Source organism: Paenibacillus sp. GbtcB18 (genome assembly GCF_019091125.1).
GTDB lineage: Bacteria > Bacillota > Bacilli > Paenibacillales > NBRC-103111 > Paenibacillus_F > Paenibacillus_F chitinolyticus.
On sequence record NZ_JAGXJX010000007.1, the window covers coordinates 131,367 to 157,823 of the forward strand.

Below are 26,457 nucleotides of genomic sequence, written 5' to 3' on the forward strand. Positions count from 1 at the left end.
CGGCTGCACAGACAAGCCCAACGTTCACGCCCGCAAGGTACACAGGGGCAAGGTTACATAGAGACGGCTCACTTCAGCAAACAAGCAGCAGGGAGTGATTCGGGTATAGAAAGGGTAATATACGTTTATAAAAGGGCAGGACTCTGCGAGGAGACACGGCCTTGCAAACCCGTTAAACGATCCCGATAAAGATCGGGAACAGAAGGAGATAAGATGACGGATAAAAAAACAGCACCGGAAACCGGTTGGAATTTTGACAATAGTTATGCCCGTCTGCCGGAAATATTTTTTTCCAAGACGAATCCGACACCCGCAGCTTCGCCGGATCTTGTCATTTTTAACGATGCGCTGGCGGCTTCTCTGGGGCTGAACAGTCAAGCGCTTAAAAGTAACGAAGGGACCGAAGTGTTTGCCGGCAACCGGATTCCCGAAGGCGCCGAGCCGCTGGCCCAAGCTTACGCAGGGCATCAATTCGGGCACTTTACGATGCTGGGAGACGGACGCGCCGTTCTGCTCGGAGAGCAGATCACTCCCGGCGGCGAGCGGGTGGACATCCAGCTCAAAGGGCCGGGCCGCACCCCGTATTCCCGCCGGGGCGACGGCCGGGCGGCTCTCGGGCCGATGCTGCGCGAGTACATCATCAGCGAGGCCATGCACGGGCTCGGCATTCCCACTACGCGCAGCCTGGCTGTGGCGACCACCGGCGAGCCGGTCTACCGCGAAACGGAGCTGCCCGGCGCCGTTCTGACCCGCGTGGCGGCGAGTCATCTGCGCGTCGGGACTTTCCAGTTCGCCGCCAAGTGGGGCTCCGCCGAGGATCTGCAGGCGCTGGCCGATTACACCCTGCAGAGACACTACCCGGAAGCAGCCGCCGCAGGCAGCGGGAACCGCTATCTCTCGCTGCTTCAGGCAGTCATCAAGCGCCAGGCCGCGCTTATTGCCAAGTGGCAGCTTGTCGGCTTTATCCACGGCGTGATGAACACCGACAACATGGCCCTCAGCGGGGAGACCATCGACTACGGGCCGTGCGCCTTCATGGACGCCTACGACCCCGAGACGGTGTTCAGCTCCATCGACACATACGGGCGCTACGCCTACGGCAATCAGCCGCACATAGGGGCCTGGAACCTTGCCAGGTTCGCTGAAACTCTCCTGCCGCTGATTCATGCCGATCAGGAGCAGGCCATCAAGCTGGCCGAGGAGGCAATCGCGCAGTTTGGCGTGCTGCATAACCGGAGCTACCTTGCCGGCATGCGGGCGAAGCTTGGCCTCTTTAACGAGGAGGAGGGGGACGAGTCCCTTATAGAGGACCTCCTCGGTTTGATGCAAAAACACAGGGCCGACTACACCAACACGTTCCTCGCTTTAACGTTCGATAAGCTGGAAGACACGGCCTTGTCCGGGGCCGAAGAATTTACCCACTGGCATGAGCTGTGGCAGGCGAGACGGGGCAGGCAGCCGGAATCGGCAGCCGCCTCGCATGAGCTGATGCGCAGCAGCAACCCTGCCGTAATCCCCCGCAACCACCGGGTGGAAGAGGCGCTGGAAGCCGCGGTGGAACAGGGAGATTACAGTGTGATGGAGCGGCTGCTCGCTGCTCTGGCGAGCCCCTTCGCGCACTCTCCCGAACAGGCCGTTTACTCCACGCTGCGGGAGGCCTGCGACAGTCCGTACCGGACGTTCTGCGGCACGTGACAGCAGACGAGGCAAGGTTTGTGCTGCCCGTTGTTTAAACCGTCTAGCCCTAAGAGGTCGGCAAAAAGCACCGTTCATTCGAACGGTGCTTTTTTGTAGGTCGCCTTACGGATGGAGGCACCACCGGGAAACTCTCGGCTGGCGTCCTCATCTCACCATAAGCTCAAGCATCTAAACTTCGGCGGCTCACGAATTTTTGCGGGTTGTCCGCTTTCACCAGTTTGGCGTTTCCTGCCAAAAGCTGCCGGTCGCTTACGGTCCACGTGTGATCTTTGGAATCTTTCCTGCGAATCGCCAGAAAGTTATATCGGCTGCCTGAATAAATTTTCAACCCTTTTGCCGCGCTGTCGGAACAGAACTTCACGCATTCTCCCCGGTTGCGGTCCGGGAAGCCGACTTTATCGAACACGTGCCGCTTCACGAGAAGGGTCGCCCCTTGCACCAGGGAGACATCTTGATTTTCCCGGGCGGGATAACGAAGAAGGAGTTTATTTTCCCCGTTCAGATACATATAATGGGCCCTCTTCCCAACGATGTCGGCGCCGGTTTTCACCATGGTCCGCATACTGTCCGTCAAATAGTCGGGAGCATAGTAATCGTCGTCGTCAAATTTAGCGATCCGCTTATATTTCGATACTCGGACGCCGAAATTCAGGCAGGTACCGAGCGATATAAGCCCCGGCAGGCTGTATATCCGTACCTGTTTATAGGCTTTTGCCGCTTTAATATACTCGCTCACGTTCAGGTTGTCATGATTCAGGATCACGATTAGTTCTTTGTGGCTGAAGTTCTGTCTGCTGTAGTTTTGGAAAAGATTCTCCATGCAGTTCCGCCGCTTGGTGCAAGTGATAATGGAAACGGCATGTTCCGGCCGAACGGCATCCGGCTTCGCCATTAGAGAACACCGCTCTTAGGCTTTTTTTGTACAAACTTTTTGTAATCGTTGACGTTGGAGACTTTCTTATGATGAGCGATCAGTTCCCGGTCGCTGATAATCCAGGTATGGTTGCTGGAATTTTTTCGGCGTATGGCGACGAAGTTGTCCTTTCCCGCGGAGTAGACTTTGAAGCCCTTTTTCTTGCTTCTCAGGCAAAAAAGGTCGTCCTCCCCCACGTTCCGGTCAGGAAACGGCACCTTCTTCAAAACGTCGCGTCTAATGACGAGAGTAGCTCCCGGCAATCGGGTGACGGGACGGTTTTCATCCTGCGAAAAACGAAGAATAAGCGTCTTCGACCCGCGGAGGTACATATAATGAGCCCGCTTGCCTATGACATCCGCTTTTGTCTGCCGGAAGGTCAGCAAGCTTTCGGTGAGATAGTAGGGGGCATAATAGTCGTCGTCATCGAACTTGGCTACGTAGCCGTACTTGGCTTTCTTGACTGCGTAATTCAAGCAAGCGCCGAGGGAAGTTCGTTCCGAAACGCGGAAAATGCGGATATTCCGAAGCTTCTTGGCTAATTCCCGGTAGGGGGCGAGCGGTATCTTATCGTTGTTCACAATGATAATGAGTTCTTTAGTCGGGTGGTCCTGTCTCTTGTAATTATCCAGCAGATTTTTCAAATAATTGCGGCGATTGGTGCATGTGATAACGGAAACTCCCAGATTTTTAACAGATTTTATTGAGCCGTCTTTCATTTTTTGTTCCTCCTATCCGTAGACTCCCAAACGATCTCAATTTACGATATGTAAAATGCTAGTGATAGGAACGGCACGGCAGGAAAATAGAGCATAAGCACAAACCTCGCCGGCATCTGTTAAGAGAATCAACGAGCGGCGAAAAACGGTAAATGGGGCGCAAGTCAAAAAGACGCCGGGCCGCCGGCGTCTTCTTCCTGATTCATATTCTTCAAATTTTCTTTAGCCGGACTCAATGCGCTTTCTCGGAAGCCTGCTTGGCCTTGCTCTGGTCGATCGTGAACTGTGCTTTCCAGCTTCCTTTCGTGGCGCCGATACGGTCGATATTCACGTTCAGGCGGATAGACTCGGGCAGCTTGGCTCCGTTCGTGACGAAAGCAAGCACGCCCTCCGGCTGGTCTTTCTCGGCGATGCCCGTGTCGATTTCGTTTCCGGCCGCGTCCGTCAAGGTGAACGGGAGCCGTTCCTTTTTACTTGTGCCGATAAAGCTGAGGACGGAGAAACCTTCCAATCCTTTCTCCTGGTAGGTCGGATTCTCGACCTGTTTGCCGTTCTTCTTGCCGTCATTAATGACATTCAGGCCGCGGGTATCGAATTCGTAAGGAACGAGCTTCCCGTCTTCTCCGGTGATCTTGTAGTGCACGAGCACTTTGCTGTCCTCTACGTATACTTCGGAGAACTGGACGGTAAGGCCGTGATCGGTAATTTTCTCGTTCATCGGAACCGACAAGCCATCGGAAAGGGCGCGTTTGGTGCCTTCGTTGACCAGCCCGTTGATGTTGGCGGATTCTTTGAAGAAGTAAGATGTTCCGCCCAAGGAAGCGAATACGCTCGTAGGAATAAGAATAGCGGCGGCGATACTGAAAGCGACAAGTCTTTTTTTCATGGGTTTGGACTCCTTTTTCTTATGAAATTCGAGGAAAGACTGGCGGACGCGCCGATCCACTTCTTGCGGAACTTCGGCGTTTTCGATCTGATCTTTCAGCGCTTCTTTAATGTTTTCTGGAATAGACATTCGGATAAGCCTCCCCGTCCAATTGAGTGTCGAATTTGGCGCGCAGTCGCTTCAAGGCCAGATGAACTCTGGATTTTACCGTACCGGGCGGAATCGCCAGCAGTTCGGCAATTTCATCGTACGTGTACTCGTAGAAATAGCGGTATATCACGGCCACCCTGAGTTTATAAGGCAGCTTGTTAATGGCATCCCGCACATCCTGCCGGAGTTCGTTGCCGGCCAGAGCTTCATCCGGCGTTTCCACATGCGGCTCTTCGCTCAGACGGGAAGTTTTGTCGGTCAGACGGAATCGTCTCCAGAGCTGACGGCGCCAGCTGCTTACCTGCCGGATGACAATCCCGTTCAGCCAGAAATGAAAAGGACGGCTGCGGTCATAGCCGGGCAATGCGCGCCATAACTGGCAGTAAATTTCACTGACGATATCGTTAACGTCTTCTTTATTGGAGACGAGCACGGCGACAGTTCCGTAAACTTTGCGCCGGGTCATGCGGTAGATCTCTTCCATCGCTTCCTGATCCCCGGCCGCCAGCCGGTCGAGCCAATGTTCGAGCTGTTCATCATTCATTCGAGGGCCCCCTGAACTTGTATACATGAGAGATTGGCTCTCCGGACCGAAAAGGTTCACTGGTTTTCAAAAAAAATTTGCGAAAGGGTAAAAAGGTTAGCCGGATGTGCCCTGCCGCGGATTTGCTTCTATGGTTAGAAGGACGAATGGGGGCGGAAAAGGTTAGGAGAAAGAAAGGAAAGGAAAGAAGTGCCGGATGGGCGTATGCCGGATAATAAAGTACCGAGCAACTTTTTTTAAAACGTGCTCGTAAAAGGAGGTACTCCGGTTGGAGAATGAAATATTTAAAGCGTTAGCGGATCCCAGCCGCCGCACTCTGCTCGACCTGTTTCACGAATCGGACGGGAGGACACTGAATGAGCTTTGCGCCCCGCTCGAAATGTCGAGATTCGGTGTTATGAAGCATTCCGCCGAACCTTGGGCGATTGAGTTAACGACTCTAGGAGGATGAACGATGAAACAATGGCTTTTAGGGGCCCTTCTGCTAGGATCACTTGCCGCATGTTCCGAGAAGACGATAGATGACAAAGTTACGAAGGAGTCCATTGCAGAAGTGTCCGCCGTAAATCATACCGCCGTTAATCCGCTAAGTGACGCAATGGATCGCGGCCGGCATGAACTAGAGAAGAACGTGGCTGTAGATACCTCCTATTACAAATCCCGGGACGTGGCAAGAGGGGACATCGTGTACTATGGGGATCATGACGTATCCAGGGTCGTCGCGCTTCCTAATGAGAAAATAAGCATAACGAACGGGCAAATTTATATTAACGGGGCCAAACTTACCGCGTTCTACGGGGCTGCCCATATTCGGGGATATGATTACCAAACGTTCCGGATCAGTGACATGGAGGAGCCGGCTAAACAAAATCTGATCGAAGAAATCTACAAGAAACAGCTAAAAGAAATCACTTTGAACGGGGATGAGGTCTTCGTGATCGGTGATGATTGGTCCAGGAGCAATACCTCCACTTTTCGCAGCCTTTCCCTGAACGAATTAAAGGGCAAGGTTGTTGGAGTTTGCACAACATGCAGTACCCCTTAGTGATTATTCCGACTCTAACGCCTCTATTATGAAAGTAATGAGTTTCCTTTTTAGACTGCTCAAGTGAGCAGTCTTTTTTGTTTTGAGAATACTGCTTCCTGCCCGGACCCATCCCGCACTATCCATGATGCCCTGGAATGCCGATTCCGGTATCTTCCACGATAAATTCTAGGGTGATCAGCTTATCATCCACCCTTTTTTGACTCACCGTTACCTTAACGCTGCCGGTTTCCGTAAATTTTACCGCGTTGCCGATCAGATTGTTCAACACCTGTCTCAGCCGGTTGGAGTCTCCGATCAGTCGCCGATAAAATGCATCACTTGTTCCAGCCCTTTACACAAATTGACGCCACCATCAGCCGGAAATTCGGCGGCACGGGCCTTGGTTTGTCGATCTGCAAAACACTCGTCAATTTGATGGGCGGAACCATCTACGTCCGGTCGAACGTCGAAAAAGGAGCGGTCTTCGTGTTCACCATCCAGACCGGCATTCCTGCGGACACGTTAAACAACGCACCCCGTTAGAAAAAGCACCCCTTACAAGTTCACGGTTTTTCCCGCAAAGGGAACGATGCGTGATCGGGTAAGGGGTGCCGTCTTTTTCGGGTAGCAATCCGGGCAAGTCAGTTCCGGACGGAATTACTCCTGCCGGAATGCGCCTGGAAGTACAGGGATGCCAGCCCTATCATCATGCGATAACCCGCATTCCTTTGCCGATATCCTGTACGCAGTAGTAAATGGTTATTTCATTGCTATTCAAACAAATAAGGACAATTAACCTTAAAATAAACTCTAAATACAACTAATTTTTATCTACACTCCTAATTTTACTATTTGATATACTATTTTTAACCAATCCGTGATTACAAATTTAAAAGGACGATGATAACGATGAATTTTCAGGTTAATTTACAAGGGGTCATTGATTTGCTGTCGAATCACCTTTACTCCGATCCCGGGGTTTTTATCCGGGAATTACTTCAGAACGGCATAGACGCCGTTACGGCAAGAAAACGACTCGGACAGGAGTTTGAAGGAGAAGTAAGAGTAGAGGTGTTCTCTTCTAATACAATTTCTTTCTCCGACAATGGCTGTGGTTTAACGGAAGAGGAAATTGAGCAATTTCTCGCTAAGATCGGCAGTTCCACCAAAAGAGAGGATCAGGATCTTGCAGACGATTATATCGGACAATTCGGCGTCGGTCTTCTGTCTTGCTTTGTCGTCAGTGAAGAGATCGTACTGATTACCCGTTCGTCAAACGGGGAAGGCGACTCTTTGGAATGGCGGGGCAAGCCGGACGGCACCTACTCGATCAAAAAGTTAGAGCGCCAAGTCCCTGTAGGAACTACGGTCTATTTGAAAGCAAAAACGGATTACGAGGAGTATTTCGAGTTTTACCGGTTGAGAGAGTTATTGGAGAAATACGGGGAGTTTCTGCCGACACCGATTATATTGACTGAGGACAGCTATGAACTGAACGTGAATACTTCTATCCCGCCATGGAATATGGACAAGCAGGAAGCAATGGATTTTGTAGAGGAAACGGCTTACTCCAAGCCCATGGATATAATTTCACTTACCTCAGTTATAGGAGGCGTGAAGGGCATCGCTTCTATTCTGCCGTATGCCGTCAGTCTGCAGGATGAGAAAAAGCATCGTGTTTATTTGAAAGGCATGCTTTTATCCGATAAGATGAGCAATGTTTTGCCGCCTTGGGCTTTTTTCGTGAACGGGATTATTAATACGGAGAATTTACGGCCGACGGCTTCGCGGGAGGCTTTCCAGGAAAATGATCTGTTCTTTAGCGTAAGAGATGAACTTGGCGAGTGCATCAAGAACTATCTAATCGAATTATCCCAGGAGAATCAGGAGCTGTTTAAACGCATCGTACTGGTGCACTATGCTTCTATCAAAACAATGGCTGTTGAAGATGAAGAGCTTTACGAGCTTTTTATTCGGCACTTGAGTTTTGAAACTTCTTACGGTGATCTTAAAATGGCGGAAATCCTTGAAAATCACACCCATCTGTTAGTGGCGCCTACTCTGGATGAATTCCGGCAGGTAGCGCGGGTGGCTAAGGCGCAGGACTTGATGGTGATCAACGGCGGGTATGTTCATGACTTGGATCTCGTACTGAATTTGCGTAACGTTGTGGACGATATTTCTGTTGATGTGCTGAATATTTTAGAATTTGCAAACCGGTTTAAAGAGCTGAATGTCATGGAGAAACAAGAAACCCGGCCATTCCTTGATTATTCCAATGAAATACTCCAGGGATTCCAGTGCCGCTCCGTAGTCAGATGGTTTGAGCCTGCCGACATTCCGGTTCTATACAATACGAATCAGGAAGTTAATTTCTTTAAGCTGGCGGAAGAGAGTGAGGAGGAAGCGAATCCTTTATTCGCGGAAGCCGTGCGAGTCATCAAGAATGAGTTGTATGATCAGCCCTATGCGCGGCTTTGTTATAACTACAATAATCCCATTGTCCGGAAGGCCATGGAATCTCGCGACTTGGAAGCCCAGAAAGCTTGCATCGAGTTGTTTTATACGCAAGCCCTGCTGCTGGGGAACCATCCTTTAAGTTCGGCAGAGCTCTCCATGATGAATGCATCGTTGTTTCATTTCATGAATATGGGTCTGGACCGGATGCCTGAGGTAGAACAATGAAGAACCGTTTCGATGAATTGAGGCGCGTAAGCTGGAGTATGCCGGACGGGAAACAAAAGCTGGCGGTTCTGGAGGAAATGATTCGAATAGCGGATCTATACATGACGGAAGAAGACTCTTACCACGTTCGGATGGATTACACGTCAGCGGCCATGGATGCGGGCTTCTCAGAAAAAATGTTAATCTCGTTCGCCTGGTGTGTGGCCAAATTCGATAAAAACCCGGGGAGATATCCGCATTTTAATTTATTGTGGCATTATAAATGGATTCTGGACGGCATATGGAAAATGCCCGAAATGACGTTCGAACAGATTGAGCGGATGTTTGAGGATTTTAAAGAAAGATGTATCCGGCATGGGCATAATTTGCGAGCCTACCACCAGAAGCGGGTAAACTTGTATATCTCGCTTGGAATGTTTCAGGAGGCAGCCGAGTCCTATAAGCTGTGGAGGTCGACGCCGAGAGATTCACTGGCGGACTGCCAGGCCTGCGAACAGAACTTATTCGGGGAATTTTCATTTAAGATGAATCATTTAAAAAGAGGCATGCAGGCCGTGAAGCCCATTCTGGAAGGCAGGATGGTATGCGGATCGGTTCCGCAAAATACCTACAGCCTGATTATCATCCCATTGATGAAATTAAAAGAGTATGACAGAGCCGTCGCAATTGCGAAAAAAGCTGTCCGTGAGATCGAAGGTCCGCAATATTTGGAGGAATACGGGGTTTTTCTCGAATTCTTCACCATAACAGATATGACTAGGGCGACGAAACTTTATGAGCAGACGATAAGATACGGCCTGGAGAGCAAAATCGGCTGGTCCCGTCTGCAATATTTTTACGCGGTTCGTTTGTTTCTGAAAGAGTGGGGAAAGACGAAGCGGAGGAAAAGGCTGGCCGAGTCGGATCGCGTTACTTTACCCTGGATCGATCATGAAATCGCCAAGCTGACCGAAGCGTTCAACCGCAGAAACGGAAGTCTCTACGTGAACGAATTTCTTACGGAAAAGCAAAAGCATACCGAGAGACTCGTTGCTGCCTACCGGAACAGTACCAGCCAGTAAGAAATCCGTGATTCGCATAAAAGGTTCAAGCGTCGGGGCCGTCGTGGTCCCCGGCGCTATTATGTGCGCGCACATACCCTGCAATCAACTCTTCAACCGCTTCTCCAAGCTTGCCTTCATGCCCGGGTATCAGCCAATGCTCGGGAACAATCAGGTAGCTGCGGGCGCTTCCTTGCAGAAAGCTGTACAGAATCTGCGCTTCGTCAATATCGTGCCGGCTGATTTTGGGGCGGTGAGCCGCCGGATCTGCCGGACGGAAGGTATCCAGGATGGCCGAACGCACCAGGGTGTGGAGCTTATCCGGCGCTTCCGGCCCGTTCCGGTCCCCGTCCGGAGCCGCCACTTTGGTATCCCGTACAATCCGGTTCCCTTTAACGAGGATGAGCTTAGCCTCCCGTTCGTTAACGGGTTCCAGGATGACGATGTTCCGGTCTTCTTCGGCGAATCCGATCACTTTCTCACCGCGGATCAGGGAACCGACGGTTTTCATCAGGTCCCGGTATTTGGCGGCGGCTTCGAAGTTATGCATTTCTGCCGCTTCCATCATCCGCTGCTCAAGATCTTGCAGAACAACCGGAGGGCTCCCACCGGTTAGGGAAGTTATTATTTTATCGAGCACGGAATTATAAGTTCTTAGGGCGTCCTCGCTGCCGGTACACATTCCCAGACACAAACCGAGAGAATGATTGAGGCAAGGTGAACGCCCGGCGTAAGGATTGCTGCAAAGAACCCGGTAGCTTTCCTGCAGCCCTTGGGCGGCTTTTTCCACTGTGCTTCTGCTCGTATAGGGCCCGAAAAAAAGGTCTCCCTCCTGTCCGGCGGGGTCATTCGTGATGTCAAGCCGACGGAAGCCCTCGCGGCTGTTGCGGATGACCAGGTACGTATAGGCGAGCGGATTTTTCATTTTTTTATTATACAGGGGCTTCAACTGCTTAATTAACCGGCACTCCAGCATGAAGGCCTCGAATTCCGTGTCGGTCAGACGGATCTCGAAATCGCGGATGTTGCTTATGAGCCGTTTGACTTTGGGGGAATGGGCTTTGGAATGCTGAAAATAGGTTTGGACTCTTTTTTTGAGAGATTTGGCTTTGCCCACATAGATAATATGGCCCAGACGGTCCTTCATCAGGTAGACGCCGGGAGTTAAGGGAAGGGCTTTTACTTTTTCCGCGAGATTCATAGAGATTCCTCCATTGCTCTTGCTCGGCCCTGTCATTATATCAAATGGCTGTACGGACAGAAAGCGAGGCGGACACAGGAGGGCGAACTTCAAGCTGCCAGGGGGAAGGAAATTAATGTGCCCCAAATAAACTGTTAATATTTACCAAACATTTCTTTGCTAGGATGAAGTGATTTCATTCTTGTTTGAAGGGGTGTGTATGATGTACAAATTCAGCAGGTCCAAATGGCTCGTCGCTCCTATGGCTGTTTTCATGGCGGTGTCCGTCGTTTTACCGGGAGTGGGCGCCGGAGTTCCGGGAAACTCCACAGCGGCCGCGGCAGGCTCCAAGGCTCCAACGGCTTTGGCGCTGACGTTCAACGGGGATGCCAAAACCTCGCAGGGCTTCGCCTGGTATACCGATCCCGCCGTTACCGGCACGAAGCTGCAGGTGGTGGAATCGTCTCTCGTCACAGGCGGCGTATGGCCGGGCAGCGGGGTCATCTCCTTCGAAGGGAGCACGGCGCCGATCCAGGTTTATCAGTCGAGCTCGGACAAGAGTGCGGGCAAGAAGACCGCATACGCCGATCATAAGGTTACGGCAACGGGCTTAAAGCCGGGCACCGAGTACACGTACCGCGCCGGAGACGGCCGGGAGGGGAACTGGAGCGAGACCGGCACGTTCAAAACCGAGGAACAGAGCGGCGGTGCGTTCACGTTCCTCTACACGACGGACCCGCAGGGTACGACCGAGCGGGAATACGCGACCTGGAACCACACGCTGGAGGAAGCGGTCAAGAAGTTTCCCGCGGCCCGTTTTATTACCGTCACCGGGGATCTGGTAGACAACGGGGATATCGAGAATCAATGGTTTTGGCTGCTGGGCAAGCCGCAGGCCATTCTGAAGAAGACGCCTCTCGTGCCTGCCCTCGGCAACCATGAGAGCAAGTCCAACAATAACTTCTGGTATCACTTCAACCTGCCGAACACCTCCAATACGGGAGCGAAGCCGGACGGGTCGGTCTATGCCTTCGATTACGGCCCCGCCCGTTTTCTGGTCATCAATACCGAGTACAACGAGGCGAAAGGAACCGACGCCGTGTACCGGAAGCAGGAAGAGTGGCTGAGAGCGGAAGCGGCCAAGACGGACAAGAAGTGGAAAATCGTCTTGTTCCACAAGTCGCCTTATTCCGTAGCGAATCATTCCTCCGACAGAGATGTTCTCTTCTTCCGCAAGAAGCTTGCGGCTCTGTTCGATGAAATCGGCGTCGACGTCGTGCTGAGCGGCCACGATCATACGTATACGCGCACCTATCCGATGTACAATAACGTGCCGCAGAAGGACACGGCGGTGGACAAAGACGGGAACCTGATTAATCCGAAGGGGACCCTTTATCTGGTCAGCAACGCCGCCGGAAGCAAAAGGTACACGCCGAAATCCGGGCCGTTCCCTTATGCGTATAAATACGGCCAGCCGGGCAAGGAAATGTTTACGGGCGTTACCGTGGCAAACGATAAAATCACGTTCCAGGTTTATACGACCACAGAAACGGGCGCGACCGCTCTGTACGACCAGTTCGGCATCGTCAAATAGGACGGGGAAACCGAAAATTAGCAGCTCCCGGCTCCATGTTGAATCACTTTTAGGCGGGCGAACCGCGGAATGTTTGTCAGGACGATGAGAGTGTGGCAGAATATAGGGAAAGAAGGTACCGACCAGCGAATGGAGAACACGAACTTATGCCGAATCTGCCAAACTGCCCTGCATGCAATTCCGAATATACCTATGAGGATGGGAATCTTCTGGTTTGCCCGGAATGTGCCCATGAATGGAATGTAGACGCCGAACCCGGGAACGGGGAAGAAGAAAAGGTTGTCAAAGACGCCAACGGCAACATCCTGAAGGATGGCGATTCCGTATCCGTCATCAAAGATTTGAAAGTGAAAGGAAGCTCTTCTGTTCTGAAAATAGGCACCAAGGTAAAAAACATCCGTCTCGTTGACGGAGACCATGATATCGATTGTAAAATCGACGGCTTTGGAGCCATGAAATTAAAATCGGAGTTCGTTAAGAAAATTTAATGCGGGATAGAATAAAAACGAGCCTGTATCAGGAAGCCCTCTGACTTGGAGGGCTTTATTTCTGCATCGCCGTACGGGCAGGTCTCGTTGGGACAAGCAAGGCTCGGTAACGATAGAAAAAATCTTAATTTTAAGATATAAAGGACATATCGAAAGGAAGGATACTTATGAACAAGGAGCAGTTTGATGAAGTATTTGAATTAATGGAGGCCTCTTTTCCCGATACGGAAATAAGGACTTGTGAAGGGCAGCGGGCGCTGCTCGCTCATTCCGCTTACCGGCTTAACGTGAGTCGGAACGAAAGCGGGGAAATTCTGGCTTTTATGGGCGTCTGGGAATTTGATGCGTTTCGTTTCGTGGAACATATCGCGGTCAACCCGAAACAGCGGGGCGGAGGAATAGGCAAAAAACTGATGACGGCTTATACGAGCGGTTCTTCAACTCCCGTCATCCTGGAAGTAGAGCCCGCGAACGACACCGATTCCAAACGGAGAATCGAATTTTACGAACGCCTCGGCTTTCATTTGAACGCTTTCGACTATTTCCAGCCGCCTCTCAGGGAAGGGCAGCCGGAGCTTGCTCTGCAAATCATGAGTTATCCGGAGCCGATGAGCGAGGAAGAATTCCAGCCGTACAAAAAAGTGCTCATGGCCGAGGTTTATAAACAGGCTGAACTCCAGCCGCCAAAGCCAATCTCATAAACGATGCAACGGTCGATTTGAACCTGTACGCTTTGAAAGCCGCGAGAAAACAATTTGAATCAGGAGGGCTGCAAAATGGAGATAGGGATAAGCACATTTGTGGAAACGACGCCGGACGTTCATACCGGCGAGGTGATCAGCCACGCGCAAAGGCTGCGTGAGGTTGTGGAAGAGATCGTACTCGCCGATCGGGTGGGCCTGGACGTGTACGGGGTAGGGGAGCATCACCGCAAGGATTATGCGGCGTCTTCTCCCGCAATCGTACTCGCCGCGGCCGCTTCGCAGACGAGCCGTATCCGGCTGACCAGCGCGGTCACGGTGCTCTCTTCGGCGGACCCCGTGCGCGTGTTTCAGGATTTCGCCACGCTGGACGGCATTTCAGGCGGCCGTGCGGAAATCATGGCGGGCCGGGGTTCTTTTATCGAATCGTTCCCGCTGTTCGGCTACGATTTAGCCCATTACGACGAGCTGTTCGACGAGAAGCTGGAACTGCTTCTGAAGATCCGGGCGTCGGAGCAAGTGACCTGGCAGGGCGGCCACCGGCCCGCTATCGACAATCTGGGCGTGTATCCGCGTCCGGTTCAGAATCCGCTGCCGGTCTGGATAGGCAGCGGTGGCAACCAAGAGTCCGTAGTCCGCGCGGGCTTGCTCGGTCTGCCTCTTGTGCTGGCCATTATCGGGGGCAGCCCGGTGCAGTTCGCGCCGCTTGTGCAGCTTTACAAGAAAGCGGCCGCCCACGCGGGGCATGACGCCTCGAAGCTGCCCGTCGCCTCGCATTCGCACGGCTTCATCGCCGAGACTACGGAGCTTGCGGCCGACAAGTTTTTCCCTTCCACCCAGGCCGTCATGAACGTGCTGGGGCGGGAGCGGGGCTGGGGGCGTTACGACCGCTCCAGCTTCGATTCCGCGCGGAGCTTTGACGGAGCCTTGTACGTTGGCGACCCGGAAACGGTCGCGCGCAAGATCGTTCATCTCCGCAAGAACGTCGGCATTACCCGGTTTCTGCTGCATGTGCCGGTCGGCTCGATGCCTCATGACGAAGTTATGCGAGCCATCGAGCTGCTGGGGACCGAAGTGGCGCCGCGGGTACGCGAGGAAGTTGCCGCATGGGAAGCGGAAGGCTGAAGATAGAGCTTAGCCGGCAGCACCGCTGTAGGTTAGTGCAGGAAGAATGCTTGGACTGCATTCGCCTTTGGCGGCCGACTGCACAAATTTCCATCTCGTTCCCCCTAACGTGGTTGCAAGGCTTGACGGAGAAAAGAGAGTGCTAATCCGTAATCTTGCCGGATCACGGCAGCATAAAATAACCGCAGCAAAGGAGCCGCTGTCAGCGGCTCCTTTGCTGCGTTTTCCCAATCACTCTCTCCGGCCTCTATTTGACCTGAACCCAGGCATCCCCTAACCAGGTACGGATGTGGTACCAGTCCTCCATCTGCTCAAAAGCGGTTACCGTCTGTGGGGAAAGCTCCGACAGAATGCCGGAAGACAGACGGGGCTCACGGTACATGCGGGTGTTGCCGGTCAATTCGATCTTCGATTCTTTGACTTCGATTTTGCCCAGCAGGGGCTTGTTCACATGGATCCACGATTTGCCGAGCCAGGTATCGACGCGGAACCAGTTGCCGAGACGCGCGTCCGCTTTTAACGGCTGCGCCGTCAGGGAAGCGCCGGTTTTGTTCCGGCTGTCCGCCTCCGAATACAGGGGAAGGGGCTCCGTCAGAATGAGATCGAAGCTTTTGTACTCGACGGGAATCCGCTCCTTCCAAAGCTCGAATCCTTGTTGGGCGGCAAACAAGCCCAATTCCCTGTTTTCGGTCCAAATGCGCGGGAATTCCGACAAGGGCAGGCTTCCTTCCCCGGCATATCTGCCGATTTCAGGCGTCAATCCAGGGCGGCCGAGGGATTGGATGAACCAGTCGGTAAAGCCTCCGCCTGACGGGTTGGACTCCGGTTTTACGGGTGTATACCCGGTCATGGCGGCAACCTGGGCCATGATTTTACGGTCTCTTTCCAGATTTTTGTCCAGGGTATGGAAATTCCAGTACAAGATGCTTCCGGAGGAGTGGTAAGACAGCTCCATATCCGGATCGACTTCCTTGGTGAAAGCGACCATAGCCTTCGTTTCCGCGGTCTGGAGCGGCTCGTCCCCTTTGAAATTCTTATAGTACGGCCGGCCGGAATCGTTGCGGATGGATTTCCATTCCGCCGGATATTGGCGGTTCAGGTCAATGCCCTCGGCATTTGCTTTCCACCGTGAGAAGTCGGAGCTTTTCTCGTTCATGGCGAGAAGGCCTGCCCGGGCTTCGCTCGGAAAAGCGGATACGCCCTTCTGTTGGAGCGTGACGCCGTCGGGATTGACCATGGGCACGAACCAGATGGACGTGTTGTTCAGAACGGATTGAAGAGCCCGGCCGTTCATAGCCCCGTTGCGGACGTAAAGCTGGGCATACTGGTCGATCATATTCATGACTAGGTTGGTAGTCATCCATTCCCTGGCATGATGCGAAGCGTTGACCAGCACCTTCGCGTCGCCCGTTCCAAGCCGGACGGCCCAGATTTCGCGACCGTAGCGCGTTTTGCCGATGGATTTATATTCGATAAGTTCGGGATAAGACTTGGCAAGCTGCCGGATATCTTCCGTCATTTGTTCATAGGTATACGTCTGATTGGGGTTCACGATATCCGTCGTTTCCGCCGCATGGGCGGCTGCTGCGAATAAGAACGGAACAAGGGCGAAGACAACAAGCAGCATTCCCCGTATTTTGTTAGGCATGGCATGGCACTTCCCTTTGGATAGATTGTGGTGGTAAAAAGCAAAGATCAGACTTCGGGGAGCAGGCTGATGGCCTGCCGGCCCATTTGTTCCCAAGCCTCTTTAAAAGGCTGCTTGGCCACGCGGCCTGTTTTGTTATGCGGGTCGCGGATGTAGATGTAATCTTCATCGTATCCGACTATAACAACGGAATGTTCCTTCTTCGTCAGCCAGATTGGCCCGTCCGGAGTCATCCACGTCTGGAAGTGATAAGGTTCCAGCTTACGGAACGTTACGTTGGAAATGATCCATACCGGCGTGCCCGTTCCCACGAAATGCAAAACATCTTCGAACTCCGTACCGGTAAGGTCGACAACCCGCTCGGGCAAGTAGCGTTCCGCGAGCTCGAACACCGGACCGTGGTAAACCCCGAAGCCGGGATTGTTAAACGAGTACATATCACCGACGAATCCACGATGCGGGCTTCCGAAGGAAATGACGCCGTTTTTATCGCTGTAGGGAGTCGGGTCCTTGCGAATTTCAGCCGCCAGCGTCATTTTGTCAACCGGCACCCCGGCGAACTGGAGCAGCGAAGTGAGCGCCGTCACTTCGCAACCGCGGGGCAGCTCCGGAAGTTGACGGATAAGCGGGACGTTGATATAAACGGGCTGCTTGGAAGGACCGCCGAATGTCCAGACGGGCTTTGCGGCCGTTTTGTAGGCAACGTAGCTGTTTGCATATTTCTTGGCGTGGCTGACCGCATCGGCATAACTGTCATAGTAGGCCAGAAACTTCTCGCTCTGGTAGACCCGGTAAGGAGGGAAACTGTCCCATACGACATCATCCTTGCGGTTCTTGACGGTTGCGTTCGCGTACTGCTTCGCAAAGGATACGGCTTCCTGCCGGGTAGCGAATCCGTCCAGGAAGTTGGCATGCTGATAAACCCGGTAAGACATGCCCTCCTTCAACGCGGTATTCTTCTCGATGGGAGCTTCCGGGGCCGTACCGGAGCTTGACGAAGGCGTCTGTCGGCCGGAAATGCGGATGAATCCGTCTTCGTAGTCGACACGGCTCCCGAGAGATTCGGCGATGCCGCGCAGCGGCACGAACGTCACGTTGTTCCGCAGAATGGAATGAACGGAGAGCACGTGATCCTGCCCGTTGACGGTTATTTGCCTGCTGCCTACGGCGAACAGGATCTGGCGGTCGTAGGTGGCCATCGTCACCGTCTGTGTCGCCTGTTCCCACTCCACTTTGGCGCCCAGCGCTTCCGATACGAAGCGGAGAGGCACGAAAGTCGTGTCCTGTTCCAGAAACGGCACGGCTGTGGCGTCCTCCGGACTGATGGGAACAAGCTTCCGGTCTATGGAGGCCAGACTGCTGTCTATTCTCAGCACGATTTCTTTTTCACTTTTGGCGGCAAAAAGCGGTTGTATAGGCAATAAGACCTGAACGGAAACCGACAAAAGTAGGACCCAGCCAATGCGCTTGCTGCCTTTTTGGGGGCGGGTATGTTTTTTCATCGCAGTTTTCCTTTTTCGTTGAAATGCTCGCATTTACAGCACTTAGCGCCTGATAATTCTCGTGAAATACACGATTCGGCCCGTAAACAGGATGGATAAAGGCACAAAAACTTCCTTTATGGTAACAAAGTGAGGGTTACAGCAAGGTTACAAAAAGCCGGAAATATTCGACAAAAACCGGAAAATTCTGTTGCCTTGAAGGATGCGAAGCCTTTAAAATAGGAAAAAAGACCTGCTGCGCGTGTTTGGGGGTAAGATGCAGATGCATTTTGAAGACGGGGTAACCGTTCATTGCCACGAATATCCGCCGGAAGAAGGAAACGGCCAGACCCTCGTTTTCCTGCATGGGCTTGGCCTGGACCGGACGATATGGAACGAGCTGATTCCTTATTTCGCCGGACATTGCCGCATTGTGCTTTATGACCTTCCGGGACACGGGCTCAACGCGGATTTAAAGGAAAACAGCCTAGACTGGGATTTTATAACCGCCGATTTGCGAAGAGTTTTGAAAGCGCTTGAAATTACGTCGGCTCATCTCATAGGCCACGGAATAGGGGCGAGCGCAGCGGTCCAGTTCTGCCGTTCCTATCCTGAATGCGTGGATCGTCTTGTGCTGATTTCACTTCCTGTTAAAATACCGGCGGATCTTATCCGCAGAAAGATAACGGAGCGTAAACGGCGGCTATTAAAAGAGGGGGCGGATGCTTTAGCGGCTGAACTGGCTGCCTTTAAAACTTCGCTCCCTGTTCATACATCCGCATTTCAGATAGTCAGGGAGACTTACAGGCGCATGAATCCGGATGTGTATGTCGGCTTTATGCAGCTTTTTATGGAGGGAGACGGCTGGAAGGAATTAAAGTTCATCGCCCACCGTACGCTCGTTCTGGCGGGGGAGTGTGATCCTATCTATGTAACGGCGGCTTCGTTGGCGGTCGGGGTTCTGCCCAGCGCGTCCTTTCTGATCGTGCCCGGTGCCGCGAATATGCCCTTTGTGGAACAGCCGGGTACGACGGCGCTGTGGATCGAGCAGTTTTTGCATCGAAAAGACAGCCGGCCTTTAGCTGATGAGCCGCTGGTCAGGGAACTGCGGGATACGCTTCAGCTTTTCCTGGAAGAAGGAGAGAAGCAGGCGGCGCTTGCCCAGGTGCTTAAGATTGATCTGCTCGGGTCTTTCCGGGTCTTTCTAAATGGAAGGGAAATGGTGGACGGGTGGAACCGGCGCTATGCGAAGAGTCTGCTGGTGTATATGATCTTCCATCCGACTGCGACGCGAGAGGAGCTGTGCGATGCCCTGTTCCCGCAAATTTCCGGCAAAGCGGCTCTGCGGAATCTCAAGGTCTATCTGAATCATTTCAAAAATATGCTGCAAAGTTTCGAAGGAGGGTCTTCCATCGTTTCCGTCGATCGGGAATATGTCAGACTGCTTTGTCTCCTGCGCTGCGATTTGCTGGACTTTTTAAAGGAGCTTGAAGAAATCCGTACCATCGACGAAAATCGCCGGTATGAACCGGCCGGCCGCCTGCTCGCCAGGCTGCCGGACCCTTTGCTGCCGGGTCTGTACGATGAGTGGTTTGTCGAGAAGAAGAATTGGCTGGAGATGGAAGTTTCCGACCTGGCCTCCTGGATGGCGGAGAAGGAGGAGCAGCGGGGCAGCCGCCAGCGTGCGGCGGCATACCGGCAAATGGCGGCAAGGTTCCTCTTTGACCGGGAGCCTGAATATAGGGAGGGCGCGGCGGTGAACGGGAGGCGGGGCAAAACGGCAGTGGAGCGCAGACGGAAGAACGGGTAGAAAGCCGGTTCTAAGGGTGCGTTTCCGGTTGAGCGCTCCGCACCGGATCAAGCCGGACACGGCGGCGCTTTTCCAGATAAAAGCTGAGGCCCAGCAGGGTTATGGCGCCCGCGCACAGCCAGACGTTGATTGCAAAAACCGAACTCAATGCACCGAGAAGCCGGTCCGGTTCCGAAGAAGCGGACGGAGCCGCACCTTGGACGACCCCGAGCCCCAGAGCCGCTCCGACGACCATACCCAAGTTGCGGGTTAACGCGATCATTCCTCCTATAGAGCCTACGTGTTCTTTCGGAGCATGGTGGAGAATGGTGCTGTTGTTCGGCGAAGTAATCAGGCCCATGCCCAGGCCGACCAGCGCCAGAAGAGCGACCAGTCCCGCCATAGGCAGCACACCGAGGCCGAGGGAGAAAACAGCCGCACCGCCGCCCATGGCAAGCAGTCCGAGAAGGACGAGCAAACCGGAACCGAAGCGGTCCGATAAATGACCCGCGAACGGACCCGTAACGGCGAGCAGAATCGGATAGGCCGTCATGACTGCTCCGGCGGCGGACGGGGACATCCCGGATACGCCGGACAAGTAGAACGGGAGAGTCACCAAGAAGCTGTTGGCGAGCACGAATGCCACGCAGCTGATGATGAGGCCGGCGGACAACGCGGGAATCCGGAAAGCCCGTACGGGGATAAAAGGATTCGCCTGCCTCCGCTCCCATATCAGGAAGACGGCCAGCAGGAGCGCCGCCGAAGCCAGCACGGCCGTCGTTACCGGAGACAGCCATCCCCGTGAAGAGCCGCCGGATATCGTCCATATGACAGAGCTGATGATCGCCATGAACATCAAGCCTCCCATGGTATCGAAAGGAGCGGATCGCTGCTTGTCCATAACGGGAGCGGGCGGAATGAAGCGGAAGGCCAACAGGGTAGCGAGGGCCGCCACAGGCACGTGGATCAGGAACAGCCAGTGCCAATTGAGCCACTCCGCAACCACTCCGCCGGCGATAGGTCCGCTCATGGCGCCGAGAGCGACGGCGGTATTGACCGTGCCCAGTGCGCGCCCCCTGTTTTGCTTTGGCAGGTGAAGGGTGATCAGGGCCATATTGGTCGCCTGAAACATGGCCGCGCCGACAGCCTGCACGATCCTGAAACCGAGCAGTGCCCCGATGTTGGGGGAGAAAGCCACCAGTACCGAGCTAATGCCGAACAGGATATACCCGAGGTTATGGATGAGACGAAAGCCCCAGCGGTCTCCCAGCTTGCCCATGACGGGCAGCAAAGAGGCGATAACGAGCAGATAGCCGGTTGTGATCCACTGGGCCGTGCCGAGCGTAGTGCCGAAGATAGCGGCGAATTGGGGCAGAGAGACATTCACGATCCCGGCCGTAAAATGCGAAATAAAAGCGCCCAGGCAAATAGCCGTTACCATGAGCGAAGGACGCAGTTCCTTTGTCCGTGTTCTTGCTGCTGGCACAATCAGTCACCTCCGATAATTGGTATAGTTACTAAACTAATTGGACAAAAAAATAATGCTCTGTCCTGAAGATTCTTTAAATTTATTTTTTTAAAAAAGTGACCAATTTGTCGATACAGGTATCGAATACTTCGATTTCCTGCTCGGTGAGCTGCTCCTGAAGCTGTTCGTAGAAAGCGCGATGCACCTCTTCATGCGCCGCATAAGCTTCCTTTCCTTTGGGGGTAAGCGAAATCAGCGTGCCCCGGGAATCCTCCGGATGGGGTGAACGCGCCACCAAGTCCTTGGTCTCCAGGCGCACAATAAGCTGAGTCACCGCTCCCTTAGTGATTTCCAGCCTCCCGGCCAGTTCGCTCATAAGAATGCTGCCCTCGGTTCCGATCGCCTCGATCGTGTGGATTTCGCTGGGAGTGAGCGGCCCCGCGCTTCCGAAAGTTTGCGGCCGCCGTTCAAGCCGGCGGAGCTGCAGGATCAGACGGCCGAGGCTGCGGCCGCCGCTGTTGGCGCTCGTTCTGTTGTTAGTCTGAGAAGTTCTATTCTTTTCCATAAAATTAGTATAGTTCCTAAACTATCTGCCGTCAAAGAAAATCTGTTATAATCAAAAGAGAAGGGGCCTAACGCTTCTTCCCAAAAATACGCAAGGGGAACTGCCTACCATGATCATCCAATTCATTCGCTATCGTTAATGAAAGGTACAGCTAAGCCAAACTCTCCCGTTTTTTTGCGAACGGTACGAGGGTTTGTTTATCTGTGCCTTTTTCATTCAACTATTCGAATGAACGGGGTGTTTTTGGCATGTCCACTCAACGAAACAGAAACGAGGCTGCCCAGCTCTTGGCAGCCCATGAAACGATATTCAGTTGTCCGGTCTGCGGCGGGCAGATGACGATAATAGAGGGTAAAAGCCTGCGCTGCGGCGTGGGGCACAACTTCGATCTTGCGAGAGAAGGATACCTGAATCTGCTGCCGCAAGCCGTTAAGACCAAATATGGCAAAAATCTTTTCGCGGCCCGAAAAACCGTTAATGAAAACGGGCTTTTCGATCCGGTATGCGATTATATCGGCGAACGGATAACGGAGGCCGTGTTACCGGATAAACGCCATCCTAAACTCCGCATACTGGATGCCGGCTGCGGGGAGGGCTCGCTTTTATCCGGCATAAGGAGGCGGCTGAGCGGCCGGGGAGACGCCGATTTACTCGCGGTCGGCATGGATCTGGCGAAGGAAGGGGTCCGGCAGGCGTCCAAAGGAGACTCGGGTGCGCTGTGGTGCGCCGCAGACCTTGCGAACGCGCCGTTTAAGACGGCCGGATTCGACGTGATCCTGAACATCCTGTCGCCTTCCAATTATGCGGAGTTCCGCAGACTGCTGGACGAAGACGGGCTGTTGATCAAAGTCATCCCGGAAGAAAACTATCTGCGTGAACTCCGTCAACTGTTATACGCCGGCACGGAACGGGAGTTTTTCACGAGCAGTCTCGCCGTTGAACGGTTCCGCGAGCGCTTCAGGCTGCTGGACAGCCGGCGTCTCCGGTATTCCTGGCGGTTCGGCCCCGAACTGCTGGAGCCTCTGCTGACCATGACCCCTTTAGCCTGGGGAGCCCGGGATGAACGGCTGCGGGAAGCTTCGGCCATGGCAATGGATGAAGTCACGGTGGACGTAACCGTCCTCTGGGGCAAACCTTTATAACCGGAATGCAATTCCGCCGGAATCCGGTAAAATCAAGCGGCTCTGCACTCGCGCAGGCTGCTTTTTTTTGCAGAAAAGGGAATAATACGGACACCCCAATCACATTCGGATGCCGGAGGTTATGATGAGAAAAATGGTGTTGACCTGGCTGCTGTTCACGCTTTTTCTGGCCGCCGAATCGGCCGAAGCGAAGATGAACGTGCATTCGCCGCCGCAGCTGCCGGATCAGTCGGATACCCCTTGTTCAAGCAAGTAACGCCGTAGTGCCAGGGCCCCCACGTAACCGTAATTTCCAAAATCTGAAACGGGCCCTTAGAGCCTACCTCAACGGGCGAAAACTTGATATACTTAAAAAGTTTTTTATCATATCTGTGCAAAAAATAACCGACAAGCGAGGTACTCCATGATTGATTTTTTACAAGGTATGATTAATCTGTTGAACGATCTTCTGTGGTCTAAACTGCTGATTGTCCTGTTGATCGGGATCGGTCTGTATTTTACGTATAGATCGAAATTTATGCAGTTCCGTATGATCCGGGAAATGCTGCGGGTGCTGTTCGAGTCCAAAAGCGTCTCCGGCGACAATATTTCGCCTTTCCAAGCGTTCTGCATCAGTATGGCGGCCCGCGTAGGAACCGGGAACATTACCGGGGTGGCCATCGCGGTCGCTTTGGGGGGACCCGGCGCCGTATTCTGGATGTGGGTCATCGCGCTTATCGGTTCGGCTTCCAGCTTCGTCGAAAGCACGCTGGCGCAGGTTTACAAAATCAAGGATAAGAACGGCTTCCGCGGAGGACCGGCATATTACATGCAGACGGGTTTGAAGAAGCGCTGGATGGGAGCGTTGTTCGCCGTCCTGATTACGATTTCTTTCGGTCTGGTGTTTAATGCGGTCCAGTCGAATACGATTACGATCGCGTTCGAAAATTCCTTCGGCACGGACCGCCTGACGGTGGGCATCATTATGACCGTGATTCTCGGAGCGATTATTTTCGGCGGCGTCAAACGGATTGCGAAAATGTCCGAGTACATCGTTATTGTGCTGGCGGTCCTGTATATCGGAATCGCTGTGTTCGTGGTGCTGATGAATATAACGAAAATGCCCGAAGTCCTCGCGTTGATCGTGAAAAACGCCTTTGGCATCGAGCAAATAGCGGGCGGCTCGCTCGGAGCGGCGCTGCTCCAGGGAGTGAAGCGCGGCTTGTTCTCCAACGAAGCGGGAATGGGAAGCGCGCCGAACGCCGCGGCGACGGCAACCACATCCCATCCGGCGAAGCAGGGGCTGATCCAGTCTTTCGGCGTGTTGACCGATACGCTGATCATCTGTACGAGCACGGCTTTTATCGTGCTGCTCTCCGGAGCGTATACCGATCCGAGCCTCAACGGCATCGAGCTTACGCAGGCCGCCTTGAGCGTCCATATCGGGTCGTGGGCGTCCGGGTTCCTTGCGGTCATGGTGTTTCTTTTCGCGTTTAGTACGCTGCTGGGCAACTATTACTACGGGGAAACGAACATCGAATTCCTCCATTCCAATAAAGCTTGGGTACGGCTTTACCGGATCGCGGTGTTGGCCATGGTTATTTTCGGCTCCGTCGCCAAGGTCCAGGTCGTCTGGGATTTGGCCGACTTATTTATGGGCCTGATGGTCGTGGTCAATCTGATTGCGATTACCTGGCTGTCCAAAATCGCTTTTGCGGTATTAAACGACTACATGAAACAGAAAAAAGCGGGCAAAGATCCGGTCTTCACGAAAGACCGTGTCCCCGGTCTGGAAGAGATCGAATGCTGGGAATCGGCCCCGGCCGCGTCGGGTTCGGATCAAGAGCGTTCGTAAAAGCGTCCGTCCGACAGGCTCCGGTCCTGTTAAATCCAAGCATTTTAGTGAGGCGTCAGGCATTTATGCCCGGCGTCTTTTTTACGTTAAAAAGGTTCGCCGCCCTTTGACTTTTCAATCAACGGGGTATTTTATTGAGGTGATGTTTACTATTAAATTATTAGATGTTAAAATATATGCATGGGAGATGAATAATATCCTGTCTGAAAAATTACAAGGCAGAATCGCCATAATAACAGGCGAAGCTTCCGGAAGCTGTCCAAAATTCCCGATGAGGAGACTCAGCGGGATTGAAAACGACATTGGCCGTATGGCGGTCATATTCCTGGCCAGCGAAGATTCGGCTTATAGGACGGGACAAGCCATCATGGTTGACGGTGGGGCGACGAAGCTGAGATAATCGGCGAAGCCATCCTAACCTGACCCGTTTAAGCAGCCCTGCTTGTATGACTACCCTCTATCAAGGAGGCTATTTTGGATAAAAACGATATTTTCAAGCTGATTCATACCGTCGAGCTGTTCACGAACGAAGCGATCATCCGCTGGACCAAATCTTTTGAGCCGAACATAGGGATTTCTCCCATTATCACTCTGTCCGAACTCAAGCAGAACGGTCCTCAGAAGCAGAGCGTGCTGGCAAGCAAGCTGGGATACACGCCGGGAGCCATGACCAACATTGCGGGCAGGCTCACAAAGCTGGGACTCGCGGAACGGCGCTACAACGAGAACGACCGCCGCAACGTGTTCCTGGCGATTACGGACGAGGGAATTACCGTCCTCAGGGAAGCTCAGCAGAAAGGCAAGGAACTCCGAATCGAGTTGTTCCAAGTGCTGAACGAGGAAGAGATTCAACAGTTCCTATCCATTTACGAGAAGCTGCTTAAGAACATCAAGGAGCAAGAATAACTAACCTGCAGGGGGTCGACAAGATGGGAAGAGTACAAGGTAAAGTGGCTTTAGTGACTGGCGGGGCATCCGGCATTGGTCTATCCGCGGCAGCCCTGCTTGCGAGAGAAGGAGCCAAAGTCGTCATCGGGGATTTTAACGTTGAAGGCGCGCGAGCAGCGGCCGAGACGATCAAGAACGAGGGCGGGGAAGCGGCAGGTGTCTTCCTGGATGCTTCCGGCGAACAGTCGATCCGTGATGCCGTTGATTTTACCGTCGAGAAGTACGGGACTCTGAACGTTCTTTTTAACAACGTGGGCCTGACCAATCTAAAAAAAGACGTCGACGTCGTAAACATGGATCTCGAAGAGTGGGACCGGCTTATGAACGTGAATACGAAAAGCGTCCTGCTCGGCAGCCGGTTCGCGATTCCGCATATGATCAAAGCCGGAGGCGGCTCGATCATCAATACGGCCTCGATGGCCGCTTTCGCCTCGGACGCCACACGCTCCGCGTACGGTGCCTCCAAGGCGGCCGTCGTGAACTTGACCCGGTATATCGCGACTCAGTACGGCAAGGACAACATCCGCTGCAACGGAGTCGCGCCGGGTCTGATTTTGACGCCTGCCGCGAAGAACAACATGCCGGAGCCGGTGCTGGACATTTTCGCCAAGTACAATGCCCTGCCGTACCACGGTGAAGCGGACGATATCGGCTACACCGTGCTGTTCCTGGCCTCGGACGAGTCGAAGTTTATCACCGGCCAGACGATCCAGGTAGAGGGCGGGCATTATTTGGCGAATCCGACCGTTCCGGATTTCAAAGCGTTTATGGCCCAGGCCGCGGGAGCGGCACAGGCCTAAGCGGCCTCGGGCGGCAGCGTGCCGGGGCCATG

General features: G+C 53.3%; 26 protein-coding genes and 1 pseudogene. 17 read left to right on the forward strand and 10 right to left on the reverse strand.

The features are described from left to right. Positions 1-213: 213 nt before the first annotated feature. Positions 214-1,695 carry a protein adenylyltransferase SelO gene (locus tag KVT34_RS20295; RefSeq protein ID WP_217560656.1) on the forward strand — a complete coding sequence of 494 codons (1,482 nt, stop codon included), beginning with the start codon at positions 214-216 and terminating at the stop codon, positions 1,693-1,695. A gap of 163 nt (positions 1,696-1,858) precedes the next feature. Here the strand turns inward: KVT34_RS20295 and KVT34_RS20300 are convergent, their stop codons facing one another. From KVT34_RS20300 to KVT34_RS20315, 4 genes are all read right to left on the reverse strand, one after another. After that, positions 1,859-2,590 (reverse strand): glycosyltransferase, encoded by a 732-nt coding sequence (locus tag KVT34_RS20300; protein ID WP_217560657.1) that lies wholly within the window; start codon positions 2,588-2,590, stop codon positions 1,859-1,861. Next, positions 2,590-3,330, reverse strand: a complete 741-nt coding sequence (locus KVT34_RS20305) for a glycosyltransferase family 2 protein (protein ID WP_217560658.1) — start codon at positions 3,328-3,330, stop codon at positions 2,590-2,592. The genes KVT34_RS20300 and KVT34_RS20305 overlap by 1 nt, the downstream gene beginning before the upstream one ends. Before the next feature lie 232 nt (positions 3,331-3,562). Next, complete coding sequence (locus KVT34_RS20310) at positions 3,563-4,345, reverse strand: DUF4179 domain-containing protein (protein WP_217560660.1); 783 nt, start codon at positions 4,343-4,345, stop codon at positions 3,563-3,565. Continuing rightward, a complete protein-coding gene (locus KVT34_RS20315; protein ID WP_217560661.1) occupies positions 4,323-4,910 on the reverse strand; it encodes a sigma-70 family RNA polymerase sigma factor in 588 nt (195 codons plus the stop codon). The genes KVT34_RS20310 and KVT34_RS20315 overlap by 23 nt, the downstream gene beginning before the upstream one ends. Before the next feature lie 268 nt (positions 4,911-5,178). Between KVT34_RS20315 and KVT34_RS20320 the strand changes: the two are divergent. Then, a pseudogene (locus KVT34_RS20320) lies at positions 5,179-5,316 on the forward strand (winged helix-turn-helix domain-containing protein); the annotation flags it as partial. A 48-nt stretch (positions 5,317-5,364) separates the two neighbouring features. Then, on the forward strand, positions 5,365-5,955 hold the full coding sequence (locus KVT34_RS20325) for a S26 family signal peptidase (protein WP_217560662.1): 591 nt from the start codon (positions 5,365-5,367) through the stop codon (positions 5,953-5,955). Between the two features lie 118 nt (positions 5,956-6,073). Here KVT34_RS20325 and KVT34_RS20330 read toward each other — a convergent pair whose 3' ends face one another. Then, the gene (locus KVT34_RS20330) at positions 6,074-6,256 is read right to left on the reverse strand and encodes an ATP-binding protein (RefSeq protein ID WP_302695525.1); all 183 of its coding nucleotides are present in this window, start codon (positions 6,254-6,256) and stop codon (positions 6,074-6,076) included. Positions 6,257-6,267: 11 nt separating this feature from the next. Between KVT34_RS20330 and KVT34_RS20335 the strand changes: the two genes are divergently transcribed. From KVT34_RS20335 to KVT34_RS20345, 3 genes are all read left to right on the forward strand, one after another. Continuing rightward, positions 6,268-6,480 (forward strand): ATP-binding protein, encoded by a 213-nt coding sequence (locus tag KVT34_RS20335; RefSeq protein ID WP_254635029.1) that lies wholly within the window; start codon positions 6,268-6,270, stop codon positions 6,478-6,480. Positions 6,481-6,846: 366 nt separating this feature from the next. Further along, positions 6,847-8,622 (forward strand): HSP90 family protein, encoded by a 1,776-nt coding sequence (locus tag KVT34_RS20340; protein ID WP_217560664.1) that lies wholly within the window; start codon positions 6,847-6,849, stop codon positions 8,620-8,622. Then, positions 8,619-9,683 carry a hypothetical protein gene (locus KVT34_RS20345; protein ID WP_217560665.1) on the forward strand — a complete coding sequence of 355 codons (1,065 nt, stop codon included), beginning with the start codon at positions 8,619-8,621 and terminating at the stop codon, positions 9,681-9,683. Before KVT34_RS20340 ends, KVT34_RS20345 begins: the two co-directional genes overlap by 4 nt. Before the next feature lie 25 nt (positions 9,684-9,708). Here the strand turns inward: KVT34_RS20345 and KVT34_RS20350 are convergent, their stop codons facing one another. Next, the gene (locus KVT34_RS20350) at positions 9,709-10,863 is read right to left on the reverse strand and encodes a GIY-YIG nuclease family protein (RefSeq protein ID WP_217560666.1); all 1,155 of its coding nucleotides are present in this window, start codon (positions 10,861-10,863) and stop codon (positions 9,709-9,711) included. A 199-nt stretch (positions 10,864-11,062) separates the two neighbouring features. Between KVT34_RS20350 and KVT34_RS20355 the strand changes: the two genes are divergently transcribed. The 4 genes from KVT34_RS20355 (at position 11,063) to KVT34_RS20370 (ending at position 14,750) form a co-directional block, all read left to right on the forward strand. Continuing rightward, positions 11,063-12,436: a metallophosphoesterase gene (locus KVT34_RS20355; protein WP_217560667.1), complete on the forward strand. Its 1,374-nt coding sequence runs from the start codon at positions 11,063-11,065 to the stop codon at positions 12,434-12,436. Positions 12,437-12,582: 146 nt separating this feature from the next. Continuing rightward, on the forward strand, positions 12,583-12,924 hold the full coding sequence (locus KVT34_RS20360; protein ID WP_217560668.1) for a zinc ribbon domain-containing protein YjdM: 342 nt from the start codon (positions 12,583-12,585) through the stop codon (positions 12,922-12,924). A gap of 167 nt (positions 12,925-13,091) precedes the next feature. Continuing rightward, positions 13,092-13,625, forward strand: a complete 534-nt coding sequence (locus KVT34_RS20365; protein ID WP_217560670.1) for a GNAT family N-acetyltransferase — start codon at positions 13,092-13,094, stop codon at positions 13,623-13,625. A gap of 75 nt (positions 13,626-13,700) precedes the next feature. Further along, on the forward strand, positions 13,701-14,750 hold the full coding sequence (locus KVT34_RS20370; RefSeq protein WP_217560671.1) for an LLM class flavin-dependent oxidoreductase: 1,050 nt from the start codon (positions 13,701-13,703) through the stop codon (positions 14,748-14,750). Between the two features lie 247 nt (positions 14,751-14,997). Here the strand turns inward: KVT34_RS20370 and KVT34_RS20375 are convergent, their stop codons facing one another. Together KVT34_RS20375 and KVT34_RS20380 are read right to left on the reverse strand one after the other, a co-directional pair. After that, positions 14,998-16,398: a M14 family metallopeptidase gene (locus tag KVT34_RS20375; RefSeq protein ID WP_217560672.1), complete on the reverse strand. Its 1,401-nt coding sequence runs from the start codon at positions 16,396-16,398 to the stop codon at positions 14,998-15,000. Positions 16,399-16,445: 47 nt separating this feature from the next. Then, positions 16,446-17,900 carry a C39 family peptidase gene (locus tag KVT34_RS20380; protein ID WP_217560673.1) on the reverse strand — a complete coding sequence of 485 codons (1,455 nt, stop codon included), beginning with the start codon at positions 17,898-17,900 and terminating at the stop codon, positions 16,446-16,448. Between the two features lie 256 nt (positions 17,901-18,156). Here KVT34_RS20380 and KVT34_RS20385 point away from each other — a divergent pair, with 256 nt between their 5' ends. Next, a complete protein-coding gene (locus KVT34_RS20385; protein WP_217560674.1) occupies positions 18,157-19,689 on the forward strand; it encodes an alpha/beta fold hydrolase in 1,533 nt (510 codons plus the stop codon). 10 nt (positions 19,690-19,699) lie between these two features. Here KVT34_RS20385 and KVT34_RS20390 read toward each other — a convergent pair whose 3' ends face one another. Further along, on the reverse strand, positions 19,700-21,109 hold the full coding sequence (locus tag KVT34_RS20390; RefSeq protein WP_254635048.1) for an MFS transporter: 1,410 nt from the start codon (positions 21,107-21,109) through the stop codon (positions 19,700-19,702). A 127-nt stretch (positions 21,110-21,236) separates the two neighbouring features. Beyond that, positions 21,237-21,701 carry a MarR family winged helix-turn-helix transcriptional regulator gene (locus KVT34_RS20395; protein ID WP_217560676.1) on the reverse strand — a complete coding sequence of 155 codons (465 nt, stop codon included), beginning with the start codon at positions 21,699-21,701 and terminating at the stop codon, positions 21,237-21,239. A 248-nt stretch (positions 21,702-21,949) separates the two neighbouring features. On the opposite strand from KVT34_RS20395, the gene KVT34_RS20400 reads away from it, so the two are divergent. From KVT34_RS20400 to KVT34_RS20420, 6 genes are all read left to right on the forward strand, one after another. After that, on the forward strand, positions 21,950-22,843 hold the full coding sequence (locus tag KVT34_RS20400) for a putative RNA methyltransferase (protein ID WP_254635030.1): 894 nt from the start codon (positions 21,950-21,952) through the stop codon (positions 22,841-22,843). Positions 22,844-22,964: 121 nt separating this feature from the next. After that, complete coding sequence (locus KVT34_RS32445) at positions 22,965-23,099, forward strand: hypothetical protein (RefSeq protein ID WP_302695491.1); 135 nt, start codon at positions 22,965-22,967, stop codon at positions 23,097-23,099. Between the two features lie 147 nt (positions 23,100-23,246). Next, on the forward strand, positions 23,247-24,677 hold the full coding sequence (locus tag KVT34_RS20405) for an alanine/glycine:cation symporter family protein (protein ID WP_217560678.1): 1,431 nt from the start codon (positions 23,247-23,249) through the stop codon (positions 24,675-24,677). Between the two features lie 106 nt (positions 24,678-24,783). Continuing rightward, positions 24,784-25,077 carry a hypothetical protein gene (locus KVT34_RS32995; protein ID WP_483311446.1) on the forward strand — a complete coding sequence of 98 codons (294 nt, stop codon included), beginning with the start codon at positions 24,784-24,786 and terminating at the stop codon, positions 25,075-25,077. Positions 25,078-25,151: 74 nt separating this feature from the next. Continuing rightward, positions 25,152-25,583, forward strand: a complete 432-nt coding sequence (locus tag KVT34_RS20415) for a MarR family winged helix-turn-helix transcriptional regulator (protein ID WP_217560679.1) — start codon at positions 25,152-25,154, stop codon at positions 25,581-25,583. Between the two features lie 23 nt (positions 25,584-25,606). Continuing rightward, positions 25,607-26,425 (forward strand): SDR family NAD(P)-dependent oxidoreductase, encoded by an 819-nt coding sequence (locus KVT34_RS20420; RefSeq protein ID WP_217560680.1) that lies wholly within the window; start codon positions 25,607-25,609, stop codon positions 26,423-26,425. The last annotated feature ends 32 nt before the right edge of the window (positions 26,426-26,457 follow it).

Coding starts and splice junctions, on each gene's coding strand:
- KVT34_RS20295 (WP_217560656.1), top strand. CDS start 214: ATGACGGATAAAAAAACAGCACCGGAAACCGGTTGGAATTTTGACAAT.
- KVT34_RS20300 (WP_217560657.1), bottom strand. CDS start 2,590: ATGGCGAAGCCGGATGCCGTTCGGCCGGAACATGCCGTTTCCATTATC.
- KVT34_RS20305 (WP_217560658.1), bottom strand. CDS start 3,330: ATGAAAGACGGCTCAATAAAATCTGTTAAAAATCTGGGAGTTTCCGTT.
- KVT34_RS20310 (WP_217560660.1), bottom strand. CDS start 4,345: ATGTCTATTCCAGAAAACATTAAAGAAGCGCTGAAAGATCAGATCGAA.
- KVT34_RS20315 (WP_217560661.1), bottom strand. CDS start 4,910: ATGAATGATGAACAGCTCGAACATTGGCTCGACCGGCTGGCGGCCGGG.
- KVT34_RS20325 (WP_217560662.1), top strand. CDS start 5,365: ATGAAACAATGGCTTTTAGGGGCCCTTCTGCTAGGATCACTTGCCGCA.
- KVT34_RS20335 (WP_254635029.1), top strand. CDS start 6,268: ATGCATCACTTGTTCCAGCCCTTTACACAAATTGACGCCACCATCAGC.
- KVT34_RS20340 (WP_217560664.1), top strand. CDS start 6,847: ATGAATTTTCAGGTTAATTTACAAGGGGTCATTGATTTGCTGTCGAAT.
- KVT34_RS20345 (WP_217560665.1), top strand. CDS start 8,619: ATGAAGAACCGTTTCGATGAATTGAGGCGCGTAAGCTGGAGTATGCCG.
- KVT34_RS20350 (WP_217560666.1), bottom strand. CDS start 10,863: ATGAATCTCGCGGAAAAAGTAAAAGCCCTTCCCTTAACTCCCGGCGTC.
- KVT34_RS20355 (WP_217560667.1), top strand. CDS start 11,063: ATGATGTACAAATTCAGCAGGTCCAAATGGCTCGTCGCTCCTATGGCT.
- KVT34_RS20360 (WP_217560668.1), top strand. CDS start 12,583: ATGCCGAATCTGCCAAACTGCCCTGCATGCAATTCCGAATATACCTAT.
- KVT34_RS20365 (WP_217560670.1), top strand. CDS start 13,092: ATGAACAAGGAGCAGTTTGATGAAGTATTTGAATTAATGGAGGCCTCT.
- KVT34_RS20370 (WP_217560671.1), top strand. CDS start 13,701: ATGGAGATAGGGATAAGCACATTTGTGGAAACGACGCCGGACGTTCAT.
- KVT34_RS20375 (WP_217560672.1), bottom strand. CDS start 16,398: ATGCCTAACAAAATACGGGGAATGCTGCTTGTTGTCTTCGCCCTTGTT.
- KVT34_RS20380 (WP_217560673.1), bottom strand. CDS start 17,900: ATGAAAAAACATACCCGCCCCCAAAAAGGCAGCAAGCGCATTGGCTGG.
- KVT34_RS20385 (WP_217560674.1), top strand. CDS start 18,157: ATGCAGATGCATTTTGAAGACGGGGTAACCGTTCATTGCCACGAATAT.
- KVT34_RS20390 (WP_254635048.1), bottom strand. CDS start 21,109: ATGGTAACGGCTATTTGCCTGGGCGCTTTTATTTCGCATTTTACGGCC.
- KVT34_RS20395 (WP_217560676.1), bottom strand. CDS start 21,701: ATGGAAAAGAATAGAACTTCTCAGACTAACAACAGAACGAGCGCCAAC.
- KVT34_RS20400 (WP_254635030.1), top strand. CDS start 21,950: ATGTCCACTCAACGAAACAGAAACGAGGCTGCCCAGCTCTTGGCAGCC.
- KVT34_RS32445 (WP_302695491.1), top strand. CDS start 22,965: ATGATGAGAAAAATGGTGTTGACCTGGCTGCTGTTCACGCTTTTTCTG.
- KVT34_RS20405 (WP_217560678.1), top strand. CDS start 23,247: ATGATTGATTTTTTACAAGGTATGATTAATCTGTTGAACGATCTTCTG.
- KVT34_RS20420 (WP_217560680.1), top strand. CDS start 25,607: ATGGGAAGAGTACAAGGTAAAGTGGCTTTAGTGACTGGCGGGGCATCC.